The 24420-nt window shown below is 59.5% G+C and carries 24 protein-coding genes; 6 read left to right on the top strand and 18 right to left on the bottom strand.

What is annotated here, in order from left to right; genetic code table 11:
* Window positions 1-4: 4 nt before the first annotated feature.
* The 10 genes from ACR0DX_RS02560 to ACR0DX_RS02515 form a co-directional block, all read right to left on the bottom strand.
* Window positions 5-604, bottom strand: a complete 600-nt coding sequence (locus ACR0DX_RS02560; RefSeq protein WP_170724231.1) for an NADH-quinone oxidoreductase subunit C — start codon at window positions 602-604, stop codon at window positions 5-7.
* Window positions 605-616: 12 nt separating this feature from the next.
* Window positions 617-1150, bottom strand: a complete 534-nt coding sequence (locus tag ACR0DX_RS02555; protein ID WP_037307875.1) for a NuoB/complex I 20 kDa subunit family protein — start codon at window positions 1148-1150, stop codon at window positions 617-619.
* Window positions 1141-1506 (bottom strand): NADH-quinone oxidoreductase subunit A, encoded by a 366-nt coding sequence (locus tag ACR0DX_RS02550; protein ID WP_050602775.1) that lies wholly within the window; start codon window positions 1504-1506, stop codon window positions 1141-1143. Before ACR0DX_RS02550 ends, ACR0DX_RS02555 begins: the two co-directional genes overlap by 10 nt.
* Before the next feature lie 188 nt (window positions 1507-1694).
* Window positions 1695-2483 carry a crotonase/enoyl-CoA hydratase family protein gene (locus ACR0DX_RS02545; protein WP_170724232.1) on the bottom strand — a complete coding sequence of 263 codons (789 nt, stop codon included), beginning with the start codon at window positions 2481-2483 and terminating at the stop codon, window positions 1695-1697.
* Between the two features lie 3 nt (window positions 2484-2486).
* The gene (locus ACR0DX_RS02540) at window positions 2487-3341 is read right to left on the bottom strand and encodes a hydroxymethylglutaryl-CoA lyase (RefSeq protein WP_480845071.1); all 855 of its coding nucleotides are present in this window, start codon (window positions 3339-3341) and stop codon (window positions 2487-2489) included.
* A 59-nt stretch (window positions 3342-3400) separates the two neighbouring features.
* A complete protein-coding gene (locus ACR0DX_RS02535; protein WP_170352608.1) occupies window positions 3401-5329 on the bottom strand; it encodes an acetyl-CoA carboxylase biotin carboxylase subunit in 1929 nt (642 codons plus the stop codon).
* 3 nt (window positions 5330-5332) lie between these two features.
* The gene (locus ACR0DX_RS02530) at window positions 5333-5755 is read right to left on the bottom strand and encodes an ASCH domain-containing protein (RefSeq protein WP_170352607.1); all 423 of its coding nucleotides are present in this window, start codon (window positions 5753-5755) and stop codon (window positions 5333-5335) included.
* Between the two features lies 1 nt (window position 5756).
* Entirely contained in the window at window positions 5757-7361 is a 1605-nt protein-coding gene (locus ACR0DX_RS02525) for a carboxyl transferase domain-containing protein (protein ID WP_170352606.1), read from the bottom strand.
* Window positions 7358-7741: a hypothetical protein gene (locus ACR0DX_RS02520; protein WP_170352605.1), complete on the bottom strand. Its 384-nt coding sequence runs from the start codon at window positions 7739-7741 to the stop codon at window positions 7358-7360. Before ACR0DX_RS02520 ends, ACR0DX_RS02525 begins: the two co-directional genes overlap by 4 nt.
* A complete protein-coding gene (locus ACR0DX_RS02515) occupies window positions 7738-9261 on the bottom strand; it encodes an AMP-binding protein (RefSeq protein ID WP_170352604.1) in 1524 nt (507 codons plus the stop codon). Before ACR0DX_RS02515 ends, ACR0DX_RS02520 begins: the two co-directional genes overlap by 4 nt.
* A 136-nt stretch (window positions 9262-9397) precedes the next feature.
* Between ACR0DX_RS02515 and ACR0DX_RS02510 the strand changes: the two genes are divergently transcribed.
* Entirely contained in the window at window positions 9398-10006 is a 609-nt protein-coding gene (locus ACR0DX_RS02510) for an OmpW family outer membrane protein (RefSeq protein ID WP_170352603.1), read from the top strand.
* A gap of 51 nt (window positions 10007-10057) precedes the next feature.
* Here ACR0DX_RS02510 and ACR0DX_RS02505 read toward each other — a convergent pair whose 3' ends face one another.
* The 3 genes from ACR0DX_RS02505 to ACR0DX_RS02495 form a co-directional block, all read right to left on the bottom strand.
* The gene (locus ACR0DX_RS02505; protein ID WP_170352602.1) at window positions 10058-11221 is read right to left on the bottom strand and encodes an acyl-CoA dehydrogenase family protein; all 1164 of its coding nucleotides are present in this window, start codon (window positions 11219-11221) and stop codon (window positions 10058-10060) included.
* A gap of 156 nt (window positions 11222-11377) precedes the next feature.
* The gene (locus ACR0DX_RS02500; RefSeq protein ID WP_170352601.1) at window positions 11378-12568 is read right to left on the bottom strand and encodes a DegT/DnrJ/EryC1/StrS family aminotransferase; all 1191 of its coding nucleotides are present in this window, start codon (window positions 12566-12568) and stop codon (window positions 11378-11380) included.
* Between the two features lie 39 nt (window positions 12569-12607).
* Window positions 12608-13279 carry an HAD-IA family hydrolase gene (locus ACR0DX_RS02495; RefSeq protein WP_170352600.1) on the bottom strand — a complete coding sequence of 224 codons (672 nt, stop codon included), beginning with the start codon at window positions 13277-13279 and terminating at the stop codon, window positions 12608-12610.
* 134 nt (window positions 13280-13413) lie between these two features.
* Between ACR0DX_RS02495 and glmU the strand changes: the two genes are divergently transcribed.
* The 3 genes from glmU to ACR0DX_RS02480 are packed head-to-tail and all read left to right on the top strand — an operon-like array spanning window position 13414 to window position 17279.
* Window positions 13414-14766: a bifunctional UDP-N-acetylglucosamine diphosphorylase/glucosamine-1-phosphate N-acetyltransferase GlmU gene (gene glmU, locus ACR0DX_RS02490; RefSeq protein ID WP_480845331.1), complete on the top strand. Its 1353-nt coding sequence runs from the start codon at window positions 13414-13416 to the stop codon at window positions 14764-14766.
* Between the two features lie 3 nt (window positions 14767-14769).
* Window positions 14770-16590 (top strand): glutamine--fructose-6-phosphate transaminase (isomerizing), encoded by a 1821-nt coding sequence (gene glmS / locus ACR0DX_RS02485; RefSeq protein ID WP_170352599.1) that lies wholly within the window; start codon window positions 14770-14772, stop codon window positions 16588-16590.
* Window positions 16590-17279 (top strand): DNA alkylation repair protein, encoded by a 690-nt coding sequence (locus tag ACR0DX_RS02480; protein WP_480845329.1) that lies wholly within the window; start codon window positions 16590-16592, stop codon window positions 17277-17279. Before glmS ends, ACR0DX_RS02480 begins: the two co-directional genes overlap by 1 nt.
* Here ACR0DX_RS02480 and ACR0DX_RS02475 read toward each other — a convergent pair.
* Window positions 17267-17701, bottom strand: coding sequence for a hypothetical protein (locus ACR0DX_RS02475; protein WP_170352598.1), 435 nt, complete (start codon window positions 17699-17701; stop codon window positions 17267-17269). The two genes, ACR0DX_RS02480 and ACR0DX_RS02475, sit on opposite strands and share 13 nt — an antisense overlap.
* A gap of 90 nt (window positions 17702-17791) precedes the next feature.
* Between ACR0DX_RS02475 and moaA the strand changes: the two genes are divergently transcribed.
* Together moaA and ACR0DX_RS02465 are read left to right on the top strand one after the other, a co-directional pair.
* Window positions 17792-18799, top strand: coding sequence for a GTP 3',8-cyclase MoaA (moaA, locus tag ACR0DX_RS02470; RefSeq protein ID WP_170352597.1), 1008 nt, complete (start codon window positions 17792-17794; stop codon window positions 18797-18799).
* 1 nt (window position 18800) lies between these two features.
* On the top strand, window positions 18801-20123 hold the full coding sequence (locus tag ACR0DX_RS02465; protein WP_170352596.1) for a 3-deoxy-D-manno-octulosonic acid transferase: 1323 nt from the start codon (window positions 18801-18803) through the stop codon (window positions 20121-20123).
* A gap of 48 nt (window positions 20124-20171) precedes the next feature.
* On the opposite strand, the gene ACR0DX_RS02460 is transcribed toward ACR0DX_RS02465, so the two are convergent.
* From ACR0DX_RS02460 to ACR0DX_RS02445, 4 genes are all read right to left on the bottom strand, one after another.
* A complete protein-coding gene (locus ACR0DX_RS02460) occupies window positions 20172-21335 on the bottom strand; it encodes a M20 aminoacylase family protein (protein ID WP_170352595.1) in 1164 nt (387 codons plus the stop codon).
* Window positions 21336-21349: 14 nt separating this feature from the next.
* Window positions 21350-22498: an MFS transporter gene (locus ACR0DX_RS02455; RefSeq protein WP_480845063.1), complete on the bottom strand. Its 1149-nt coding sequence runs from the start codon at window positions 22496-22498 to the stop codon at window positions 21350-21352.
* A 66-nt stretch (window positions 22499-22564) separates the two neighbouring features.
* Window positions 22565-23842, bottom strand: coding sequence for a DUF3422 domain-containing protein (locus ACR0DX_RS02450; RefSeq protein WP_170352594.1), 1278 nt, complete (start codon window positions 23840-23842; stop codon window positions 22565-22567).
* Between the two features lie 107 nt (window positions 23843-23949).
* Complete coding sequence (locus ACR0DX_RS02445) at window positions 23950-24306, bottom strand: VOC family protein (RefSeq protein ID WP_170352593.1); 357 nt, start codon at window positions 24304-24306, stop codon at window positions 23950-23952.
* Window positions 24307-24420: the final 114 nt, after the last annotated feature.

Here is a 24420-nt window from a genome sequence, read left to right as displayed (position 1 = left end):
ACGGTTACTCCTGTTTTTCATCCCCCGGCAGAATGTAATTCGCACCTTCCCAGGGGGACATGAAATCGAACTGCCGGTATTCCTGTACCAAGCTCACCGGCTCGTAAACGACGCGCTTTTCGGCCTCGTCATAACGAACCTCGGTATAGCCCGTTGTCGGGAAATCCTTGCGCAGCGGATAGCCGCGGAAACCGTAGTCGGTCAGGATGCGCCGTAGATCGGGGTGACCCGAGAATAAGATGCCGAACATGTCAAACACCTCACGTTCGAACCAGTTGGCCGAGGGGTGAACATCGACGATCGAAGGCACCATGTCTTCCTCGCGGATCGACACCCGCAGGCGGATCCGCTGGTTCTGGTACATGGACAGGAAGTGATAAACCACATCGAACCGCTTGGCGCGTTCCGGGTAATCGACGCCGGTGATATCGACCAGAGTCGAGAACTTGCAGTTCGGGTCGGATTTCAGGAATTCGACGAATTCAACCAGGTTCGACGGGGCCACATCCACGTTCAGTTCGCCATGAGTCACGTCCCAGGACAGAACGCAATCAGTGCGCTTGAGTTCCAGCTGTGCGCCGAGTTCTTTGAGTGCTTCGCTCATTCACCCTCTCCTTCAGCGCACAATCGTGCCGGTGCGGCGGATTTTGCGTTGCAACTGCATCAGGCCATAAAGCAACGCCTCAGCGGTCGGAGGACAGCCAGGCACGTAGATATCCACCGGAACGATGCGGTCGCAACCGCGCACGACAGAATAGGAATAGTGGTAGTACCCGCCCCCATTGGCGCAGGACCCCATCGAGATCACATAACGCGGCTCGGGCATCTGATCGTAAACTTTGCGCAGCGCCGGGGCCATCTTGTTGGTCAGCGTCCCAGCCACGATCATCACGTCCGACTGACGTGGGGACGCACGCGGCGCGATACCGAACCGTTCCGCATCATAGCGCGGCATCGAGGTGTGCATCATCTCAACAGCACAACAGGCCAGACCGAATGTCATCCAGTGCAACGATCCGGTTCGCGCCCAGTTGATAATGTCCTCGGTCGAGGTCAGCAGGAAACCTTTGTCCTGCAACTCGGCATTCAGGGCCTGGGTGGCGACTTCTTTATCGACGCCGGCGGTGTTTGCACCCGTCATCACTCCCATTCCAAGGCCCCTTTCTTCCATTCATAGGCAAAGCCAATGGTCAGAACGCCCAGGAACACCATCATGGACCAGAAGCCCACATCGCTGATGTCTTTAAAGCCCACGGCCCATGGGAAAAGGAACGCGATTTCCAGATCGAAGATGATGAAAAGAATCGAGACCAGATAGAACCGGACATCAAACTTCATCCGCGCATCGTCAAAGGCGTTGAAGCCACATTCATATGCGCTGACCTTTTCGGGGTCGGGATTGCGGACAGCCAGAACCACAGCGGCCAGAATCAGGACGATTCCAAGGCCCACGGCAACGGCCAGAAACACCAGAATCGGGAGGTACTCCCGCAGCAGGTCTTCCACGTAAAGCTCCTTTCCTGCGCATGCCCCCAAAGGGTGCGCCGTCAATTGGCGTGTTGACTGGACATTCTCTATCCCTGCCGGGTCAGAGGGTCAACCGAACACAAACGCGCAGGGCGTGAAATATCTGCTTGCCATCAAAGGTTATTCCGGAAGAGTGATTCCTATCACCACGGCACGACGGCTATCGTCTAATCCTTACTAATCCAGGTTGGTTTTCGTTTCTCGAAAAAGGCGGCGATTCCCTCTTTGGCCTCGTCGGTTTCCCAACGGCCAACCAAAGCGCGGATCGTCTGGTCGATTACCGTGTCATCTATTCTTGGCCCCAAATCACGCACCAATCCCTTGGCCGAAGCGACAGCACCCGGCGCGCAGGACAAATAGGGAGTCACTTCGGCCTCGACCGCCTCCGGCAAATCGACAGCTGCAACCACTTTCGCCAACAAACCAAGCTCAACCGCCTCACTGGCATCGAAAAGGCGCGCAGACATAAAAACCCGCCGCGACCGGGCCTCGCCCATGCGCGCGATGACATACGGACCAATCGTGGCCGGGATCAGCCCAAGCCGCGTTTCGGTCAGCCCCATGGTCAATGTGTCGACCCCGATGGCCACATCACAGACCGCGGCCAGCCCAACACCGCCCCCGAACGCATTGCCCTGCAGCGCCCCGATCAGAGGTTTCGGCAGTGTATTCAGCGCCTGCAGCATCTCGGCCAGCTTGCGCGCCTCGGTGAACCGCGTTTCGGGGTCGGCTGCCATCTGATCCTGCATCCAGCCCAGATCACCACCGGCACAAAAGCTCTTGCCCGCGCCAGTCAGGACCACAACCCGCACCGAGTCGTCCGCCCCCAACTGCCCTGCCGCTTGCGTCAGTTCGGAGATCATCTGCGCCGACATGGCATTATGCTTGCCGGGGCGGTTCAGCGTCAGAGTGGCAACACCGCGCGTATCATTCGTGACCGAAATCGTATCGAACATCGTTTATTCCGCTCGCTTAGCGCGCGCCATCTGGGCGGCCTCTTCCACGATCGCGACATCAATGCCCGTCTGATACCCTAGCCGATCAAGATGGGCGACTACAGATTCAGTGGCGACATTCCCTGCCGCCCCCGGCGCATAAGGGCACCCTCCCAGACCGCCGACCGCCGAATCGAATGTCCGCACACCAAGCGCCAGAGCTGCGTCGATATTGTCGATGGCACGTCCCGTGGTGTCATGAAAATGCCCTGACAAACGCGTCACGGGCACCCGTTCGCGCACGGCCAAAAGCATATGAGCGATTGTGTCAGGCGTCCCCTGCCCGATCGTGTCGCCCAGCGAGATCTCATAGCAGCCCAGCGCGAACAATGTGTCGGCCACCTCGGCCACCTTTTCGGGCGAGGTCGGACCGTCATAGGGGCAGTCGGTCACGCAGGACACATAGCCCCGCACCGGCAGGTCGATATGGCGCGCGGCCTCCAGGATGGGTGTGAAGCGTTCAATGGATTCCGCAATCGTCGCGTTGATATTTGCCTTCGAGAACCCCTCGGACGCCGAGGCAAACACCGCAATCTCATCGGCTTTGGCGGCCAGCGCGTCCTCGTACCCGCGCATATTTGGTGTCAGCGCAGCATAGCGGATACCATCGGCCCGGCTGATCCCGGCCAGCACCTCGGCACTGCCTGCCATCTGCGGCACCCATTTGGGCGAGACAAAGCTGGCCACCTCGATCCGGTTGAACCCGGCGCGGCTCAGGCAATCGACCAGAGCGACTTTTTCCGCAACCGGGATTTCCCGCTGCTCGTTCTGCAGCCCGTCGCGCGGCCCCACTTCGAATATCCCGACCCGATCGCCCATCTTACTCCTCCGCTAAGCTGTTGATCCGACTGTGCCACGGCTGAGGCGGCAGGAACAGATCATTCCTCCTCTAGCCGGACCAGTGCGGCCCCGGCCTCGACCTGAGCGCCCGCCTCGACCAGTACTTCGGCCACAGTGCCGTCGCGGGCGGCCAGCAGAGAATGCTCCATCTTCATCGCTTCAAGGACGGCCAACCGGTCGCCCTCGGCCACAGCCTGCCCAGCCTGCGCAAAGACCGCCTTGACCAGACCGGGCATCGGGGCCTCGATTACATTGGTATTGCCAATGGCGCTGGTATCACGGTCCAGCGGGTCGATCATCTCGAACACCTGGCCATAACCCTCGAATACCGTGATCTTGGAACCAGCGACCGAAACGCGCGGCATAGCTGTACCGCCGATAGTCCAGTCGCCCGCGGTACGTTCGGCCAGAATCGTCTCGTTGCCGATGTGCCAGACCTGCCGGTTCGAACCTTCAACCTGCACATCCAGATCAATCACATCATCCGCCATAAGTTGAACAGCACGATGCAGAGGCGCCCAAAGCGAGAACCCAGTCTCCTCGGATGTGTCCACCAAACCCGCAGCGGTCATGGCCGCCGCAACTGCAGCACGCGTTGAGGTTGCCGAGGTCTGAACCAACCCATCCAGATCACGCCCGATCAGACCGGTATCCACGTCACCAGACGCGTACCCCTGATGCCGGGTCAGCGCGCCCAGAAAGGCAAGGTTGGTTACAGTGCCCGCGACCTCGGTCTGACGCAGCGCACGGTGTAACTGTTCCAGCGCAATGTCGCGCGTAGGGCCGTGGACGATGACCTTGGCTATCATCGGGTCATACCACGGGCTGATCGTATCCCCTGCCCGCACACCGCTATCGGCGCGGCAGTGCGCAGGGAAGTGCAGATGCGTCAACGTCCCCGTGGCAGGCAGGAAGCCTTTGGGCACGTCCTCGGCATACAGCCGCGCTTCGAACGCGTGACCCGAGATAGAGAGGTCACTCTGCTGTTTCGGCAGCGTCTCGCCCGCGGCCACCCGCAACTGCCATTCGACCAGATCAACCCCGGTAATCGCCTCGGTCACAGGATGCTCCACTTGCAAGCGGGTATTCATCTCCATGAACCAGAACCGATCCGGCCGCAGCCCGTCCGAGGCATCAACGATGAATTCAACCGTACCCGCGCCCTTATAGCCAATCGCCTCGGCGGCGCGTACACCGGCCTGCCCCATCGCTTCGCGCATTTCAGCCGTCATACCGGGTGCCGGAGCCTCTTCGATCACCTTCTGGTGCCGCCGCTGCAACGAGCAATCGCGTTCGAACAGATGAACCGCATGGGTGCCGTCGCCGAAAACCTGCACCTCGATATGGCGCGGTTTGGCTACGAATTTTTCGACCAGCACGGCGTCGTTGCCAAAGGCCGTGCGCGCCTCGCCTCGCGCACTGTGCAGCGCGTCTGCGAAATCCTCGGCACGTTCAACCAGCCGCATACCCTTTCCGCCGCCACCTGCAACAGCTTTGATGAGAACTGGGTAGCCGATTGTGTCCGCGGCACCGGCCAAATGCTCGGGGTCCTTATTGTCGCCATGATAGCCCGGCACCACAGGCACGCCCGCCTGTTCCATCAAGACTTTGGCAGCATCCTTGAGGCCCATCTTGCGGATCGCATCCGCCGAAGGCCCGATGAAGATAAGGCCTGCCGCCTCGACCGCATCGACGAAATCGGGGTTCTCGGACAGAAACCCGTAGCCCGGATGGATCGCCTGCGCGCTGGTGTCGAGCGCGGCTTGAATGATCGTGTCGCCCTTCAGATAACTCTCCGCCGGGGCCGCACCGCCGATATGCACGGCCTCGTCCGCCATCTGCACATGCTTGGCCGAGGCGTCCACATCAGAATAGACCGCAACGCAGGCCACACCCATCTTCTGAGCGGTCTCGATCACCCGACAAGCAATCTCACCCCGGTTGGCAATCAGTATTTTGGTGAACATGACTTACCCCTCAACCGTCAGATCTTCGACCAACCGGAACCGCTCGCAGAGCAGCTCCATCTCGGGCTCGAACCCGCCATTTCGTTCAAAGTACCGGCGGTGATCTTCGCGCCACCCCTCAAGCGTCTCATTCTCGCCTTCGGCCAACGCAAACTCCTCGGTCACATCGCAATAGCGGCAGATCGAAACTTCGACCGTTTCGATGACCAAAGCTGGGCGATCATCCCAGTCCAGAGCGATATCGCGCCGCCCCACAACCGGAGTGTCCGCGCTGCCCTCAGGATAGTCTCGCAACGCGCCGCAGGTCGCGGTTTTCTTTCCCGCGCGCACCAACGCCAACAACTCGGCGCTCAGCGTTGCGTTGTCTCCAAACTTAAAGGTCTGCGCACCGGGGTAGCGTGATTTCAGTTTTTCCAGATCGACCATTTTACATCCTGAACACGCCAAAGCGTGTCTCCTCGATCGGAGCATTCAACGCCGCACTCAGCGACAAGGCCAACACATCGCGTGATTTTCGCGGGTCGATGATGCCGTCATCCCAAAGCCGCGCCGAGGCATAGAGTGGATGCGATTGCTCCTCGAACATGTCCAAGGTCGGGCGTTTGAATTCGGCCTCTTCCTCGGCCGACCAGGTGCCGCCCTGCCGCTCGATCCCGTCGCGTTTGACTGTGGCCAGAACGCCTGCGGCCTGCTCGCCGCCCATCACCGAGATCCGCGAATTCGGCCATGTCCAAAGGAACCGGGGCTGATATGCCCGTCCTGCCATGCCATAGTTCCCCGCGCCGAACGAGCCACCCACCAGCATCGTGACCTTCGGCACCGAGGTCGTCGCCACCGCCGTCACCATCTTGGCCCCGTGCCGCGCGATGCCCTCGTTTTCGTATTTGCGGCCAACCATGAACCCGGTGATGTTCTGCAGGAACACCAGCGGGATGCCACGCTGAGAACACAGCTCGACAAAATGCGCGCCCTTCTGCGCGGCCTCGGAAAACAGCACGCCGTTGTTGGCGATGATCCCCACTGGGCAGCCTTTGACATGAGCAAAGCCGGTTACCAGCGTTTCCCCGAAGCGCGGCTTAAACTCATCGAACCGAGAGCCATCGACCAGCCGCGCAATCACCTCGCGGATGTCATAGGGCGTGCGCAGATCGGCAGGGACAACGCCGAGGATTTCCTCGGGGTCATAGGCCGGGTCCTCAGGGTTGGCCCAATCCACCGTCTGCGGTTTGCGCAGGTTCAGCGACCCTACGGCGCGGCGCGCCAAAGCCAGTGCGTGCGCATCATCCTCGGCCAGATAATCCGCCACGCCGGACAGACGCGTGTGCACATCGCCGCCGCCCAGATCCTCGGCGCTGACCACCTCGCCCGTCGCGGCCTTGACCAAAGGCGGCCCGGCCAGAAAGATCGTCCCCTGTTCCTTGACGATGATCGTCACATCCGACATCGCGGGCACATAAGCCCCGCCCGCCGTGCACGACCCCATCACCACAGCGATCTGAGCAATGCCCTTGGCGCTCATCCGCGCCTGATTGTAGAAGATGCGGCCAAAGTGGTCGCGATCTGGGAACACCTCATCCTGATTGGGTAGGTTCGCGCCTCCACTGTCGACCAGATAGATGCAGGGCAGATGGTTTTCCTCGGCAATCTCCTGTGCCCGCAGGTGCTTTTTGACCGACATCGGATAGTATGTGCCGCCCTTCACGGTGGCATCGTTGCACACCACCATGACCTCACGCCCCTGCACACGGCCAATGCCCGCGATCACCCCAGCACAGGGCGCGGCGTCGCCATACATCCCATGCGCCGCCGTTGCGCCGATTTCCAGAAACGGAGACCCTGCGTCTAGCAAGTTCGCCACCCTGCGTCGGGGGAGCATCTTGCCGCGAGACACATGCCGCGCGCGGGATTTCTCACCGCCTCCCATACGCGCGGCTTCGGCTGCGGCAGAGATTTGCGCCAAAGCGTCGAGATGGGCCGCGCGGTTTGTCTTAAACCCCTCAGAAGCGGGCATAGCTTTGGATGTGAGTTTCATAGGTCCTCCACCAAGAACACTTTACGGAACAAACGGGCACGCACCAGAACGAGCAAAAATGAGCCAAACACCAAAAAGCTCAACGCCCCTAAAACCGCCCCAATGTCACCGCCAGATCCGACAATGAGCACAAGCAGAAGTGCCAAAGAAAAAATCATAGAGAGACCGAGTAATAGGGGGACGAATATTCCGATAAGAATGCCAGAAACGCTCTTTCGCCACCGCAGTCGATTTTTCGAGCGGCAATTTGAACATTGGCAGCTTTCGTTCATCACGATGTTTAATGCTCCACTGCGAACTGCCGTTAGCAACGCAAATGCGGGTTGCAATTCATTGCATTTCGGACAGAGAAAATTGGAAATTCTAGAAAAAAGGGTCATGATACCTCCGCCGCCGCCCGCGCCTTCAATTCCTTCCGAATAACCTTTCCCGTCACTGTCATCGGCAATTCCTCCAGAAACGCCACCTCGCGCGGATAGGAATACTGCGCCAGACGAGCCTTGACCCACTCCTGCAGCTCTGTGCCCGACGCTTCGGCCCCCGGCTTCAACACCACATAGGCTTTGACGATCTCGGTCCGCAGCTTGTCGGGTTTGCCGACCACGCCCACGGTTGCCACCGCCGGGTGGGTCAGCAGGCAATCCTCGATCTCAGCTGGGCCGATCCGGTATCCGGCTGAGGTGATCACGTCGTCATCGCGCCCCACGAAGCGCAGGTACTCGCCCTCCCACACGCCACGGTCGCCGGTGATCAGCCAGTCGCCGCGGAATTTCCGCGCGGTCTCCTCGGGTCGTTTCCAATATTCCAACAGCATCGAAGCCGAGCCACGCCGGATGGCCACGTCGCCCTCGTCATCGGTCGGATGACCATCCTCGTCGATCACCGCTACCTCATGCCCCGGCACCGGTTTACCAATACAACCGGGGCGCACCGGGAAATCCTCGGCGCAAGAGGACACGACCATGTTGCATTCGGTCTGGCCGTAGAATTCGTTGATCGTCAAACCGAACGCCTGCTGCCCCCAGGCCAGCATTTCGGCCCCCAGAGGCTCACCGCCCGAGGCGACCGAGCGCAGGCCGGGGATGGCCTGATCCGCCGCTTTCAGCATCCGCAGCGCGGTGGGCGGAAAGAACACGTTGCGCACGCCGCCGCGCGCGACCACATCGGCGCAGGCCTCGGGGGTGAATTTCTCAAGCCGCGCGGCGACCACGGGGATACCTAGCGCCAGACCGGGCATCAGCACATCAAACAATCCCCCGATCCAAGCCCAGTCAGCGGGGGTCCACAGGCAGTCACCGTCGCGCAAGTGGTTGTGACTGATCGAGACGCCCGGTAGATGACCCGTCAGTACCCGATGCCCGTGCAGCGCGCCCTTGGGGCTGCCAGTGGTGCCCGAGGTATAGATCAGCACGGCAGGGTCTTCGGGGCCGGTATCAGCAAAGGACAATGGGTCGTTTGATGGCGCAATCTGATCCACCAGAATGGGCCGCGCCAGATCGGCCAGCAGCGCCGCACCCTCCTCATCCGTCAGCACGATCTGCACGCCCGAGTCGCCAATGCGCGAGGCCAACGCGTCCTGCTGGAACAGTTTGAACAAAGGCACGGATATCGCGCCCAGCTTCCAAATCGCTAGATGTGCCGCTGCGCACCAAGGAGATTGGCTTAGCAGAACCCCTATGCGATCGCCGGGCTGTACCTGCCGCGCAAGAACCCGGGCCACACCATCCGTCATTTGTCGCAGCGTCCCAAAACTGACAACTTGGCCTTCTGCGGCGGTGAGGTCGATGATAGCTGTTTGGTCGTCGGGTTGCGACAAGCATTGCAACGCCATGTTGAGGCGCTGAGGCACGTCCCACCCCCCTTCTGTCAGCAACCCAGGTATGCGCTCAGCGGGACGCATATTCATCATCCTTTGTTTTCAACGAAGTTACCCGACGTCGCGAATTTTCGCGGGTCACAGAAATTTGACACAGATCAGAGTTTGCGCCCCGAAAGGCGGGCAAGAACGCCTCATCAACAAATTCAAAGGCTGTAAAATGACCAAAAAACTCGCCGCTTTGACCCTCTCCACTGCGCTTGTCGCGCTGGCCGCCCCCGCATTTGCCCAGAACCAGGGCGACTGGACCGTTGGTATCGGCGCCGGGTATCTGAACCCGAAATCCGACAACGGCACACTGGCAGGGTTGGATGCCGACATCGATTCTGACGTCAGCGCCATCTTCACTGTCGAGTATTTTATCCGTGACAATCTGGGCATCGAATTGCTCGCCGCAACGCCGTTCAACCACAACATCGCGCTTGGCGGCACCGATCTGGCCAGCACCAAACACCTGCCGCCCACCCTGTCGCTGAACTACCACTTCGACACCGGCAGCGCGTGGAAACCCTATGTTGGTGCGGGTCTGAACTATACCATCTTCTTTGACGAGAAGACGCCGCTGGGCAATGGCGACCTGGACATCGACAACTCGTTCGGCGTCTCGCTGCAGGCCGGTATCGACTATCACATCACCGAGAAAGGCGCGGTGCGCCTGAACGTGCGCTGGTTCGACATCGACTCGGACGTCAAATTGGATGGCGTCGACATTGGCGAAGCCGAAATCGATCCCTGGCTGGTTGGCGTATCCTACGTTCATCGCTTCTGATCCTTCAATTCCAACGCCCTGCAATCACCAGGATTGCGGGGCGTTTTTCTATCAGAGCATTTCGTTCATCATTTCCCGCCCGATCAGCATCCGACGGATTTCGCTGGTTCCCGCTCCAATCTCCATCAGCTTCGCGTCACGGAATATCCGGCTGACCGCTGAATCCGACAGGAACCCAGCCCCTCCCATCGCCTGCACCGCCTGATGCGCCTGCGTCATCGCCTGCTCTGACGCGTAAAGACAGCACGCCGCAGCATCCTGACGAGTCACGTCACCCCGGTCACAGGCCTTGGCAACCTCGTACACATAGGCCCGCGCAGAGTTCATCGCGGTGTACATGTCGGCGATTTTGCCCTGCATCAACTGAAAGCTGCCGATGGGTTTGCCGAACTGTTTGCGCTCGGCCAGGTACGGCATGATTTCATCCAGACAGGCCGCGATGATCCCGATCCCGATCCCGGCTAGAACCACGCGTTCATAGTCCAGACCGGACATCAAAACGGCAACACCCTTGCCCTCTTCGCCCAACACGTTCTCAAAGGGCACCTCGACGTCTTCAAAGATCAGTTCCGCTGTGTTCGACCCGCGCATCCCCAGCTTGTCGAAATGGGGAGACGTCGAGAACCCCGTCATTTCCTTCTCGATCAGAAAGGCGGTAATCCCTTTCGATCCAGCCTCGGGGTCCGTCTTTGCATAGACGACCAGAGTGTCTGCATCCGGCCCGTTGGTGATCCAGTATTTGCTGCCATTCAGCCGGTAGTGATCGTTGCGCTTTTCCGCGCGCAGCTTCATCGACACCACATCCGATCCGGCACCCGCCTCGGACATGGCAAGCGCCCCCACATGCTCGCCGGAAACCAGACGCGGCAGGTATTTCGCCTTTTGTTCATCGGTTCCGTTCAGCTTGATCTGATTGACGCACAGATTCGAATGCGCCCCGTAGGACAACGAAACAGAGGCCGACGCCCGCGCTACCTCTTCAACGGCGACGGTATGCGCCAGATAGGACATCCCCACCCCGCCATATTCCTCGGGCACCGTAATTCCCAGCAGCCCCAGATCACCCATCTCTCGCCATAGCGCATTTGGGAAGGCATTCGTGGCGTCAATCTCGGCGGCCATCGGCTTGACCCGCTCCTGAGCCCAGCGATGCACCGATTCCCGAAGGGCGTTTACATCCTCGCCCAGGTCAAACTGCATGGTGGCCGTGAACATCTGCGATTTCCTCCCCTCGCATTAATGAACGGTTGTTCAAATAACTATCAGCGAATCCTTTCAGCGTCAACGACGGCCACACACAAACACAGCGCCGACCCGTCAGGGCGGCGCTGTGTTTACATAGAGCGTGCGCTGCAGGCGCACTCGATTGGATTAAGACTGATAGACCGCACCGACCTCGGCCCGGATGATCCGCGCGATCAGGCGGCAATCCTCCAGCGAGAACGTCAGCGGCACCCGCATATCCATGATCCCGGCCAAAACCCGGTCGCTGGCGGGCAATGGCGCGCTGTCCGCATAGCGCCAACTGTCGTAGCGCGAGGTAAACCCGGTGGGCTCGGCTCCGCCGAACCACTTCAATTCGACCCCGCGCGCGGCGCAGCGGCGGATCACCTCGGCAATACGCTCGGGCGACCAGTCCAGCAGCAGGAACTGAATGGACGAGCCGACATAGGTCTCACCTTCGGGCCGTTCGACAATCGTCAGGCCCGGTGTGTCGCGCAGTCCGGCCTCGATCTCGGCATAGCGTTCGTTCCAGCGCGAAACTTGCCCGTCCAGATCACGTAGCTGAGGCCGCAGGATCGCCGCCCGCAGGTTATCCATCCGCCCGGAAACGTTGGGAGTGGTATATTTGATCCGCTCGAACACTTCCGGCCCCGGCGCGGCCAGATGACGTTCATAGAGCATATAGGATCCCGACAGCATCGTGGCCTTGGCCGCCAGTTCCTCATCATCGGTGACCAGCAAGCCGCCCTCACCCGAGTTCACATGCTTGTAGGTCTGGCAGGAATAGCATCCGATGGCCCCCTGCCGCCCAGACAATTGCCCGCGCCACGCTGCCCCCATCGTATGGGCGCAGTCCTCGATCACGATCACTCCTGCGGCGTCGCACATCTGCATTAGCCGGTCCATGTCACACAGATGCCCGCGCATATGGCTGAGCATCAGCACTCGCGCCTGATCCAGCTTGGCTTCAAGATCGTCCAGATCAATCACCAACCCTTCGGTCACGCCCACGAACACCGGACGCGCCCCGACTGAGGCGATTGACCCCGGCACCGGCGCCAGCGTGAAAGCATTGGTCAGCACCGGATCGCCCGGCTGCACGCCGACTGCGCGCAGGGCGGTGGCCAGCGCATATCCGCCCGAGGATACCGCCAGACAGTATTTCGCCCCCATCTGCGCCGCGAATTCCTGCTCCAGCAGCGCGGTTTCACCCAGTTCTCCGGGCACCACGTTATATCGGTGCAACCGCCCATGGCGCAGTACAGCGAGCGCGGCCTCGACCGCCTCTTCGGGGATGGATTCCTGCTGGGTGAAGCTGCCAGTGAATATCTCGGTCATGGCTCTGTTCTGGTCCTCACGCCCGCTTGGGTCAAGAGACTAAGCCGCCGCACCGATCAACCCCTCGACCACGCGGGGCAGATCATCGAAATGATGCAGCAACGCCTCGGGCTCCAGCGCGGCCATATCGTCACCAGAAGGGCCGAATGTAACCAGAACCGAAGGCACGCCCGCCGCCTTTGCCGTATTCCGGTCGGTATCGGAGTCGCCGATCAGAACACACAGGTCTGGATGGCCACCTGCCCGCCGCGCTGCCTCACGCAACGGTTCGGGGTCGGGTTTGCGCACAGGCAACGTATCCGCCCCGACCAGAGCGGCGAACTGATCCCGCACTCCCATCTGTGACAGCAACTGATGCGCCAGCGCCTCGGGCTTGTTGGTGCAGATGCCCACGCCGTAACCGGCCGCTTTCAGCGCCTCGACCGCGTCCAACGCGCCGGGATAGAAGGTGGTATGGGTGTCGATGGCCTGCGCATAGGCCTCCAGCAACATCGGGTAATAGTCCGAAATGGTCTGCTCTTCGAATGCTCCAACGCGCTTCAACCCGTGGGTCAACATCATCCGGCCACCCCGCAGCGCGACGCCCGCGTCCTGCCCGTGGATCAGCACGTCGCCATGGCCCATATGACGAAAACAATGGTTCGCGGCCTCTAGCAGATCGCCGGATGTATCCGCCAAAGTTCCATCCAGATCGAAGATTACGGTACGCATAAAGCCTCCTGCCTCGGCGGGTTTTCGCCACGTCGTGTTGCAAACGGCAATCTAGTTTGATGCCCGAACCGCTTGCGCCTTTGCCCTCAGCGGATAAAACGGTCGCCAACAAAACACAAAGAGAAAACGAATTCATGAGCACCGCCCTTGTCATCCTTGCCGCCGGAAAAGGCACCCGGATGAATTCGGATATCCCCAAAGTTCTGCATCCCATCGCGCAAACCCCGATGCTGGTCCATGCCATGCGTGCCGGGGCCGTGCTGTCGCCCGAACGCACCGTGATCGTCACCGGCCATGGGTCCGAGGCCGTCGCCAAAGTCGCCACAGCCGAGGATGAGACCGCGCAGATTGCCGAGCAGGAAGAGCAGTTGGGCACCGCCCATGCCGTCGCCCAGGCCCGCCCCGCGCTGGAGGGGTTCGAAGGCGACGTGGTGGTCCTGTACGGTGACACGCCGTTTCTGCAGCCCGACACGCTGGAACGGATGATCGAGGCACGCGCACAGAATGACCTGGTCATTCTGGGTTTCGAGGCCGCCGATCCCGCTCGCTACGGCCGCCTTGTCATGCAGGGCGATACGCTGGAACGGATCGTTGAATACAAGGACGCCTCGGATGAGGAACGCGCGATAAGCCTCTGTAATTCTGGACTTTTGGCTTGTGACGCGCAAACCTTGTTCTCGTTGATAGAAGCCGTGGGCAATGACAACGCGTCCGAGGAATACTACCTGACCGACGTGGTCGAGATCGCTCGCAACCGGGATCTGAAAGTCACCGCCGTTGCCTGTGACGAGGCTCAGACGCTAGGCGTGAATTCACGTACGGATCTGGCGGCCGCCGATGCTGTCTTCCAAGCTCGTGCCCGCGCTGAGCTTCTGGATCTGGGCGTCACGCTGATGGCCCCCGACACCGTCTATCTGGCCGCCGATACGATCATTGGGCGGGACACGGTGATCGAGCCCAACGTGGTCTTCGGCCCCGGCGTAACCGTCGAAAGTGGCGCGACGATCCGAGCGTTTTCGCTTCTGGAAGGCTGCCACGTAAGCCGTGGTGCCGTCGTTGGTCCATACGCCCGTCTGCGCCCTGGGACAGAGTTGGCCGAGAACACGCGCATCGGAAATTTCGTCGAAATCAAGAATGCCGAGATCGCCGAAGGTGCCAAGGTCAATCACCTTAGCTATATCGGGGATGCCTCGGTGGGCGCTGCGTCGAATATTGGCGCGGGTACGATCACCTGCAACTATGACGGGGTGATGAAGCACAAGACGACGATTGGCGAGAATGTCTTCATCGGATCAAACACCATGCTGGTTGCCCCCGTGACCGTCGGCGACGGCGCCATGACGGCAACCGGTACTGTGGTCACGCGGGACGTCGAGCCCGACGCTCTCGCCGTGGCGCGCGCCAAGCAGGACAACAAACCTGGCTATGCGCGCAAACTTTTTGACATGCTCAAGGCGAAGAAGGCTCGCCACGATAAAGGAGCCTGACCCATGTGTGGTATCGTAGGCGTATTGGGCGAACACGAGGTTGCCCCCATTCTGGTCGAGGCGCTGAAGCGCCTTGAATATCGCGGATATGACAGCGCCGGGATTGCGACCGTGAACAACGGCGCGTTGGGACGCAGACGAGCTGTGGGCAAGTTGGTGAACCTCAGCGATTTGCTGGTACATGACCCCTTGCCCGGTAAATCGGGTATCGGCCATACCCGCTGGGCCACCCATGGCGTGCCCTCGGTCACGAATGCGCACCCGCATCAGGCGGGCCCCGTGGCCGTGGTTCATAACGGAATCGTGGAAAACTACCGCGAATTACGGGCCGAACTGGCAGAACATGGCGTCGATTTCGTCACCGAAACCGACACCGAAACCGTGGCTCTGATGGCCGAACACTACCTGAAATCCGGCTTGTCCCCTGTTGAAGCGGCGAACAAGACCATCGACCGGCTTGAGGGTGCTTTTGCGCTGGCGTTCCTTTTTGACGGTCAGGACGATTTGATCGTGGCGGCGCGCAAGGGCTCTCCGCTGGCCGTCGGCCACGGGGATGGCGAGATGTACGTAGGTTCGGACGCCATCGCATTGGCCCCGCTAACCGACCGTATCACCTATCTTGAAGAGGGTGACCGCGCCGTGCTGACCCGCACCTCGCTGGAGATCCGCAACGAAGCCGGTGAGTTGGTCAATCGTGAGCTCCGCCAGATCAAGATCGAACAATCCCGCGCCGACAAGGGCGGGCACAAGCATTTCATGGCCAAAGAAATCGCCGAACAACCCGTTGTCGTGGCCGAGGCGATCCGATCCTATCTGCGCACCGGCGGGGACGAGATCACCCTGCCCGGCAATTTGGATTTCACCAAGCTGGACCGTCTGACCATGGTCGCCTGCGGCACCGCTTTCTATGCCTGCCTGACCGCGAAATACTGGTTTGAACAACTGGCGCAAATCCCTGTCGAGGTCGATATCGCCAGCGAGTTCCGTTATCGCGAACCGCCCATTCCCGGTCGCACAGCAGCGCTGTTCGTCAGCCAGTCGGGCGAAACCGCCGACACGCTGGCCGCGTTGCGCTATTGCGAGGGCAAGGCCGACAAGATCGTCTCGGTGGTCAATGTTCCCGAAAGCTCCATCGCGCGGGAAAGCGATATTGCTCTGCCGATCCATGCGGGGGTTGAGATCGGCGTCGCCTCGACCAAAGCCTTCACCTGCCAGCTGAGCGTGTTGCTGATGCTGGCGCTGAAAGCGGCCGCTGATCGCGGCACTCTGACTCCCGAGGAACTGGCTGATCACGCCGCCGCCTTGCGCGGCCTACCATCTGTGCTGAACACCGCGCTGGAGCAAAACGAAGCCATTCGCGCCGCTGCCCAACGCCTGTCCGAGGCGCGCGACGTTCTGTTTCTGGGCCGCGGCCTAATGTTCCCATTGGCAATGGAAGGCGCGCTGAAACTGAAAGAAATCAGCTATATACACGCCGAAGGTTATGCATCAGGTGAGCTGAAACATGGGCCCATCGCCTTGATCGACAAGCATATGCCCGTGGTGGTGATGGCCCCGCGCGATGCGGTTTTCGACAAGACGGTGTCGAACATGCAGGAGGTCATGGCGCGCAAAGGTAAAGTCATCCTCGTTTCCGACGATGACGGCATCGCCGAGGCCAAGGACGGGGTGCAAAGCACCATTCGAATGCCGCATATCCACCCGAGCCTTGCGCCCATCCTCTATTCGGTTCCGGCGCAACTGCTGGCCTATCACACAGCCGTGGCAAAAGGGACGGATGTGGACCAGCCGCGCAATCTGGCGAAATCCGTCACCGTCGAATGATGCAAGCCGCCGCATATCTGGACCAGATCAAGGCGCACGCAGATACCGAACGCGCGCAGCAGGCCGCCGCCTATCACAAGGCGGACCGTCCATATCTAGGCGTGCCCAATCCGGTTCTGAATGATCTGACCAAAAGCTGGCGACAAGAACTGGATGTGTCGGATCGCGTCGCTCTGGCAGATGCACTTTGGCAGACGAATATTCACGAAGCCCGCATTGCTGCCGCGAAATTGCTTACACAATCGCGCATCCGACCAGACGACGCAGTTTGGGACTTGCTGCAAAGCTGGTTGCCCGACTTCGACGCATGGGAGATCGCAGATCATGCTTGCATGGCGATGCAAAAACGCCTTTCCGCAGAGCCATCCCGGCTGGATCAGGTCGAGGCATGGACGACCTCCGAGCATATGTGGACGCGCCGCGCGGTTTTGGTGGCCACTTTGCCATGGACCAAGCAAAACCACCCCAAAGTCGATGATCTGCACCGCCGCGACCGCATTCTGAAATGGGCCGCAGGCTATATCCCGGATCGGGAGTGGTTCATACAAAAGGCAATCGCATGGTGGTTGCGTGATCTGTCGAAACACGACGCACCCAGGGTCGTTGCCTTTCTGGACGCGCACGGAGAAGCAATGAAGCCCTTTGCCCGTCGCGAAGCGGGGAAATACCTCACGGGTCAGTTGGAATAGACTTCCAACTCGACCAATTCGTCAAACGGCAGCAACAAGGCTCGCATGGCATCCAGAGACAACTGGCTGCCCCCACCTTCCGGTCCCGGTGAGGGAACCAGAGTGATGTAGGCTTGTGCCCCGGTGCGTGGAACGACCACCCGTCCGGTAAACTCGGTATCGACCAGAGGTGTGCGCAACCACCGGCCCGGCGTAGTCGGGTCGCCTAAACTGGCAATGGTCGTTTTCGCCCCAAGCCACCCAGCGGCAGTCGCGGGCAAAGGCTCGTCGTCGGCTGCTGCATCTTCGACCTGGGTTTCATCTGCCGAAACGGGTTCAGGCTGGGCAGTGGCATCGCCACGCTTCAACAAACGATCGGACGTCGACCGAACCGTCTCGCATCCTGCCAGGAAAACACAGAAAACCAAAAGTGCATATATCATCCCTGAACCCTATCGTCCTGCGCGCATCTGCACCAGCGCAAAGCGCAGTTCGCCCTTGCCGCAGGCCTTGCGCCGCTTTAGTTAAGAAGCATGACAGCTCCACTTATCGACCCGTTCGCTCGTGCCATCACTTACCTCCGCGTTTCCGTCACGGATCGCTGTGATTTCCGCTGTGTATACTGCATGTCCGAAGACATGAAATTCCTACCCAAAAAAGACTTGCTCACGCTCGAAGAATTGGATCGCATGTGTTCGACCTTCGTGAACATGGGGGTAGAAAAATTGCGCATCACCGGGGGTGAGCCGCTTGTACGTCGCAACATCATGACGTTTTTCAACGCCATGACCCGCCATCTGGATAGCGGAGCGCTGAAGGAGCTGACCCTGACCACAAATGGCTCGCAGCTGCATCGCTTTTCGGAAGACCTCTATGCTGCGGGCGTGCGCCGGGTGAATATCTCGTTGGATACGCTGGACGAAGACAAGTTCGCGCAGATCACTCGCTGGGGACGCCTCAAACAGGTGCTGAACGGCATTGATGCCGCGCAAAAGGCCGGGCTGCGGATCAAGATCAACGCTGTGGCCCTGAAGGGCTTCAACGAGGAAGAACTGCCGACCATTACAAAATGGTGCGCCGAGCGCGATATGGACCTGACATGGATTGAGGTCATGCCGATGGGCGATATCGGCAACGAAGACCGTCTGGATCAGTACTGGTCCCTGAAAGACGTGCGCAAGGAATACGAAAACCACTATACCGTGACTGATCTTGCCGAACGCACCGGCGGACCCGCTCGCTATGTGCGGCTGGAAGAAACGGATCAGAAAATCGGCTTTATCACGCCCATGTCGCATAACTTCTGCGAAAGCTGCAACCGCGTGCGCCTGACCTGTACCGGCGAGCTGTTTATGTGCCTTGGACAAGAAGATATGGCGGACTTGCGCGGCGCTTTGCGTGACCATCCGGACACCGAGCAACCACTTGAAGAGGCGATCCGCGCAGCGATCAACCTCAAACCCAAAGGGCACGACTTCGACTACTCCCGCCAGGCGGTGGACGGCAAGATGAGCCGCCACATGAGCCATACCGGCGGCTGACGTGCCTGCCCCTGTTGACCGACCGACACTGCTCTACCACCTGTATTGCAGCCTGACCGCAGTTGCGGCACCGTTTGTCTGGCGGGCAGTTCGCAAAAAGCTGCTTGCTGCTGACGTTCCAACACTTCGTCAGCATGAACGCCTCGGCCATGCCAGCCAGCGACGGTCAAAGGGGCAACTCATTTGGTTCCACGCCGCAAGTGTGGGTGAGACTTTGTCGGTCATCAGCCTCATAAAACGCTTGGGCGAACGACTGCCAAGCGCCGAGTTTCTGATCACTTCGGGCACGCCAACTTCGGCTTCGTTGATTGAAAAGCGGATGCCGCCCCGCACGCGTCACCAATACCCCCCGCTTGACGCCGGCGGCCCAGTGAAGCGTTTTCTTAACCATTGGCGCCCCGATGCGGGCATCTTTGTCGAAAGCGAGATCTGGCCACAACTGATAATCGAGGCTGGAAAACGCGAAACCCCACTGGCCCTGCTGAATGCGCGTCTTTCAGACAAATCAGTAGCAGGTTGGAAAAAGCGGCCTAAAACAGCGCGATTCATTCTGAATCACTTCCGCCTTTTCCTGACCCAGAATGATCGGACTGCGCAAAACCTTATCCAGATGGGCGCGCCGGAAACACGCGTGCAACCCGGAACCAACCTCAAAGCGATGTCCGACCCGCTGCCGGTAGATCAAGCAACCCTGGGCGATATGAAAACCCAGATCGCTGACCGCCCCGTCTGGATTGCCAGCTCCACCCATGCCGGCGAAGAAGAGACCGTTCTGGCCGCCCATGCCGAATTGTTGAAACACTGGCCCGATCTGCTTCTGCTGCTGATTCCCCGCCATCCCGAACGCCGCGGCGACGTTGCTGAGCTAATCGACCAGGCCGGACAAAAAGCCGCCTTTCGGTCCGCTAATGACCAGATCATCCCCGAAACTCAGGTCTATGTGGCCGACACGCTGGGCGAAACCGGCTCATGGTACGCGCTCTGCCCCATCGTCTTTCTGGGCGGCTCGCTGCGCGAGATCGGAGGCCACAACCCGTTCGAACCCGCACAGGCGGGCGCTGCCGTGATCACAGGCCCTGGCTATTTCAACTTCGCGGAAACCTTCGCCCCCCTGATCGAAACCGGCGGTGCGATACAGGTCCAGTCCGCACCCGACTTGACCGCAGCCGTCACCGAATGGCTGTCCGATCCGACTGCACTGACCACCGCCCGCAAGGCCGCGCAATCTTGCGTCAACACCCAGAAAAATGCGCTGAGCGCTATCGTTGACACTCTCTGCGATCAACTTGAACTGGGCGTGCAGGATCCCTCTTCATCTGGCTAAAAATATCTCGGGGAGCGCGAGGGGCTGGCCCCTCGCTGCCGCAAACGGTCAAGCCGCTGGCATCCTCTGTTCAACGATTTCTGCCCACCAGCTGCATCCGGCTGGGATCGCCTCGTCATTGAAGTTGTATTCCGGGTGGTGCACCGCAGCAGTGTCGCCGTTGCCCACCAAAATATACGCCCCCGGACGCTCTTCGAGCATGAAGGCGAAGTCTTCTCCGCCCATAATTAAGGGTGCGTCATCGCAGTCGCCAGAAACCGACCGTGCGACCTCGGCAGCAAAATCCGTCTGCTCATCACTGTTTACCATCACCGGATATCCCCGGTAATAGGTCACGTCTACAGCCCCGCCAAAGGTCGCAGCGACCCCGTTACAAATCTCGCCAATCCGTTTTTCCGCCAGATCGCGCATGTCAGCACTCATCGTGCGCACTGTACCGCGCAGTTTGACCGTTTGCGGGATCACGTTGAAGGCGGTCGAAGAAGTTTCAAACGAGGTAACCGACACCACCACCTGATCAACCGGATCTGCATTGCGCGCCGCAATCGTCTGCAGCGCCAAGACCGCCTGCGCGGCCATAACAGTCGTGTCCACGGTCTCATGCGGTTTGGCTGCGTGGCCACCCTTGCCTTCAAAAACGATATCGAACTGATCCGTCGCAGCAAAAAACGCGCCCGGGCGAATGGAGAAGCTGCCCACAGGGCGACCGGGCCAGTTGTGCATCCCATAGACCTCTTGAATGCCCCAACGGTCCATCATCCCGTCTTCGCACATCTCGCGACCGCCGCCGCCGCCTTCTTCAGCGGGCTGGAAGATCACCACGACAGTACCATCGAAATTGCGCGTTTCAGACAGGTATTTGGCCGCGCCCAACAGCATCGCCGTATGTCCATCATGACCACAGGCATGCATTGCGCCCTCGGTCTTCGAGGCATAGTCAAGCCCGGTTGCCTCAAGGATCGGCAAAGCGTCCATGTCAGCGCGCAACCCGATGACCTTGCCCTTGGTATCCGCTTTGCCCCTGATCACACCGACAACACCGGTCCGGCCGATCCCGGTCACAACCTCATCGCACCCGAATTCGGCCAGTTTTTCAGCGACCAATGCACTGGTCCGATGAGTTTCGAACAGGATCTCAGGATGCTTGTGGATATCCCGCCGCCATTCGGTGATTTCACTTTGCAATTCGGCGAAGCGGTTTTTGATCGGCATGTGTTTCTCCCGGTTCAGTTATTTTTTGTGCTGGCGGGACGCAAGGCCCCTGACAACAAGACGATCAGCACCGCCAATGGTAGCAGAGCAGTAAACGCCAGACGCAATGTAAGCATCTCTGCCAAAAACCCAATAAGCGGAGGGCCAATGAGCAACCCGCCATAGCCCAGCGTTGCCACACTTGCGATGGCTTGCCCGGGCGGCACGTCAGGGTCGTTGGCCGCCCGACTGAAAGCCAATGGCATGATCACCGCATATCCAATCCCCATCAAGGCGAATCCAGACAGCGCTATTGTAGCCTCGGAGGCGGTCACAACTCCTAGCACCCCTAGTGCCGCGCATATCCCGCCAAATCGAGCTGTAGCGACTGGACCAAAACGTGAAATGACGACCCCTCCGGCCAGACGAAAGGCGACCATCGTCACCGAGAACACGGCGTATCCCAAGGCTGCAACACTTTCGGTAGCGCCTGTCACATCCCGTAGGAATATCGCGCTCCAATCCGCCACTGCTCCTTCGCCCAATGCGCCACACAACGCCGTAAAGCCGACCAGAACCAATGCCCCGGATGGCAGCGCAAAGACCTTACCACTTGAGCTTTCGGTACGACGTGACGTCCAACGCACCATGGACAACGCCAAAGCCAACCCCACAACAACACCCCCCGCCAATAGAAAGTGTTGCATAACCGTCAACTCAAGTTGAACCGCTCCGTAGCCACTGAGCGCACCAAGACCTGCGCCCAGACTCCACATCGCGTGAAACGAAGACATCACAGGTTTGTCGTAGGCTTGCTCGACCTCGGCGGCCCAGGCGTTCATGGCAACATCCATCGACCCATGAAATGCGCCGAAGACAAACAGAAATGCCGCCAGTGACCAGAAGCCATTCGCAAAGGCCAACAGGATCAGCGACAGCGTATACAAAACGGCAATCACCCTCGTAATTGCCACCGCACCGAACCTGTCGGTCAGTCGGCCTGTCACGGGAAAGGAACACACCGCCCCCGCAGCCATGAATAACAGGCCAAGCCCCAATGCCTCATGCGTGAGGTCCAGCCGGTCCCGCACGGCAGGAATACGAGAGGCCCAGATGCCAAACAAAGCACCGTTCAGAATGAACATGGCGGCAACGGCCCGCCAAGCGGTTACGATGCCAATCACGCAATCCCCTTTCCGCAGTTCAACCCCGCCAGTACTACAGGCGTGAGACGGATTGGCAATCGGCGACTATTCCAACCGCTTGCGGATCCTTCGCACAGCCACCCAGACTGCCAGAACAACTGGAACGGTCACTGCAGCTGTCAGCATCCCCTTGCTGATCCCGGCCTTGGTCAATGGGTACAATAGATAGCTGGCCAGAGACACGGCATAATAACTGATGGCAACAACCGACAAGCCCTCGACCGTGTGTTGTAACCGCAGGGCCAGATCGGCGCGGCGGTCCATGCTTTCCAGCAACGCCTGATTCTGCGCGCTTCGTTCGACATCCACACGGGTTCGCAACAACTCTCCTGCACGAATGGCCCGATCGGACAGAGCTTGCAAACGACGTTCCGTGGACTTCACCGTACGCATTGCGGGATCGTAGCGACGCATCATGAAATCGGCAAAGCTCTGGCGGCCCTCGAACCGTTCCTCGCGCAAAACCTCGATCCGCTGGTTTACAATGGCTTCATATGCTCCAGTCGCACCAAACCGAAACGAACATTGTGCCGAAAGAGTTTCAAGCTGGGTCGAGGTGTGCAGCAGATCGGGCAACAACTCATCTGGATGGGCTGAGTTGTCTGTCATTTGCCGCATCAACCGTGTCAGTTTCCCGTCCAGTTCGCCAATGCGGGGCGTCAATTCCTTGACCCGGGCAAATCCCAACATCGACATTGCCTTGTAGGTCTCGATCTCACACATACGCTGAATGATGCGCCCTATCCTGCGTTGGCCTGTACCTTTCGAGATAAACAACGCGAATCTCATATGCCCGGCTGGATCGATGCGAAAATCGCTGGCGCAAATGGCGGTATTGTCCAGCATACGAGATACCGCAAGGCTCTCGGGCTCGAACCAATCCGCCAAAGCAGATTTCACCGCACCATCATCCGCACGGTCAATCACACGGATCATCGCCGACGTCACACGCTGACCGGGGCTGGCGGCCAGCCAGTCCTGCGGGAATACTTCAAAATCAGCGGGGTTAAACGGGCGGTCACTGACATTCTGCGTGATCGCAGTATAGGTGACAAATTCCGTGTGCTGCTCCCACTTCAGCCAATGACGGCCGATTTGCCCGGCAAAATGCGTAGCAGCGGGCTGCGGGTGCTGTGCACCGTGGCGGTCCAGCAAATTCACAAGATGCGCCATATCCTCTTGGCGATCCCGCCCGACAGCGACTTCCGATTTCTTGATCGCTAGAAACGCGACCGTGCACGGACTGTTCGCCACAGGAAATGGTCGGGCGTGCAGCTCATTGGCCAATGCGTATCGCAGTGGATGGTCGTCAATCGGTGTCATTTAGGGCTCCGTCTCATCCGACGCACTATACGACACAATTTTCCAACATCAATTATCTTTTTATTTCATATACTTACGTGAATGCAATGGTATACACTTGACCTATCTCATTGATTTGGTTGCCACAGCTCGATGGGATTACCTTCAGGATCGTGGATCCGGGCAAAAAGCCCCACCTCACTGTTCCATTCCGGGTTGGTCTCAACTGCGATTCCCGCGCCCTCCAACTGGGCCGTCATTGCGGCCAGATCATCGACCCTAAAGTTGATCATCCACTGTTGCTCAACCCTGCCAAAATACTCGGTTTCCTGAGCAAATGGCGCAAAGACAGTATAGCCTTCACGCTGTTTCCACGGCAGAGGGTTAAGCTGGTTTACGCCAAGATGCTTTTCGTACCATGCGGCCAAAGCTTTGGGGTTATCGGCACGAAAAAACACACCGCCAATTCCGTTTACAGTCTCCATAGGGCACCTCCTGCTGTTCAACCTACCGCGAAACGCGGAAAGGCGCCCGTTTGGGCGCCTTTTTGTGTTTTATGTGTTTTGGATCAGTCGATCATGGGCAGGAGCTTGTCCAGC

Source organism: Ruegeria sp. D3 (assembly GCF_056534465.1).
Note: the sequence above shows the minus strand (reverse complement) of the source record. Positions and strands in the feature narration are given on the sequence as shown.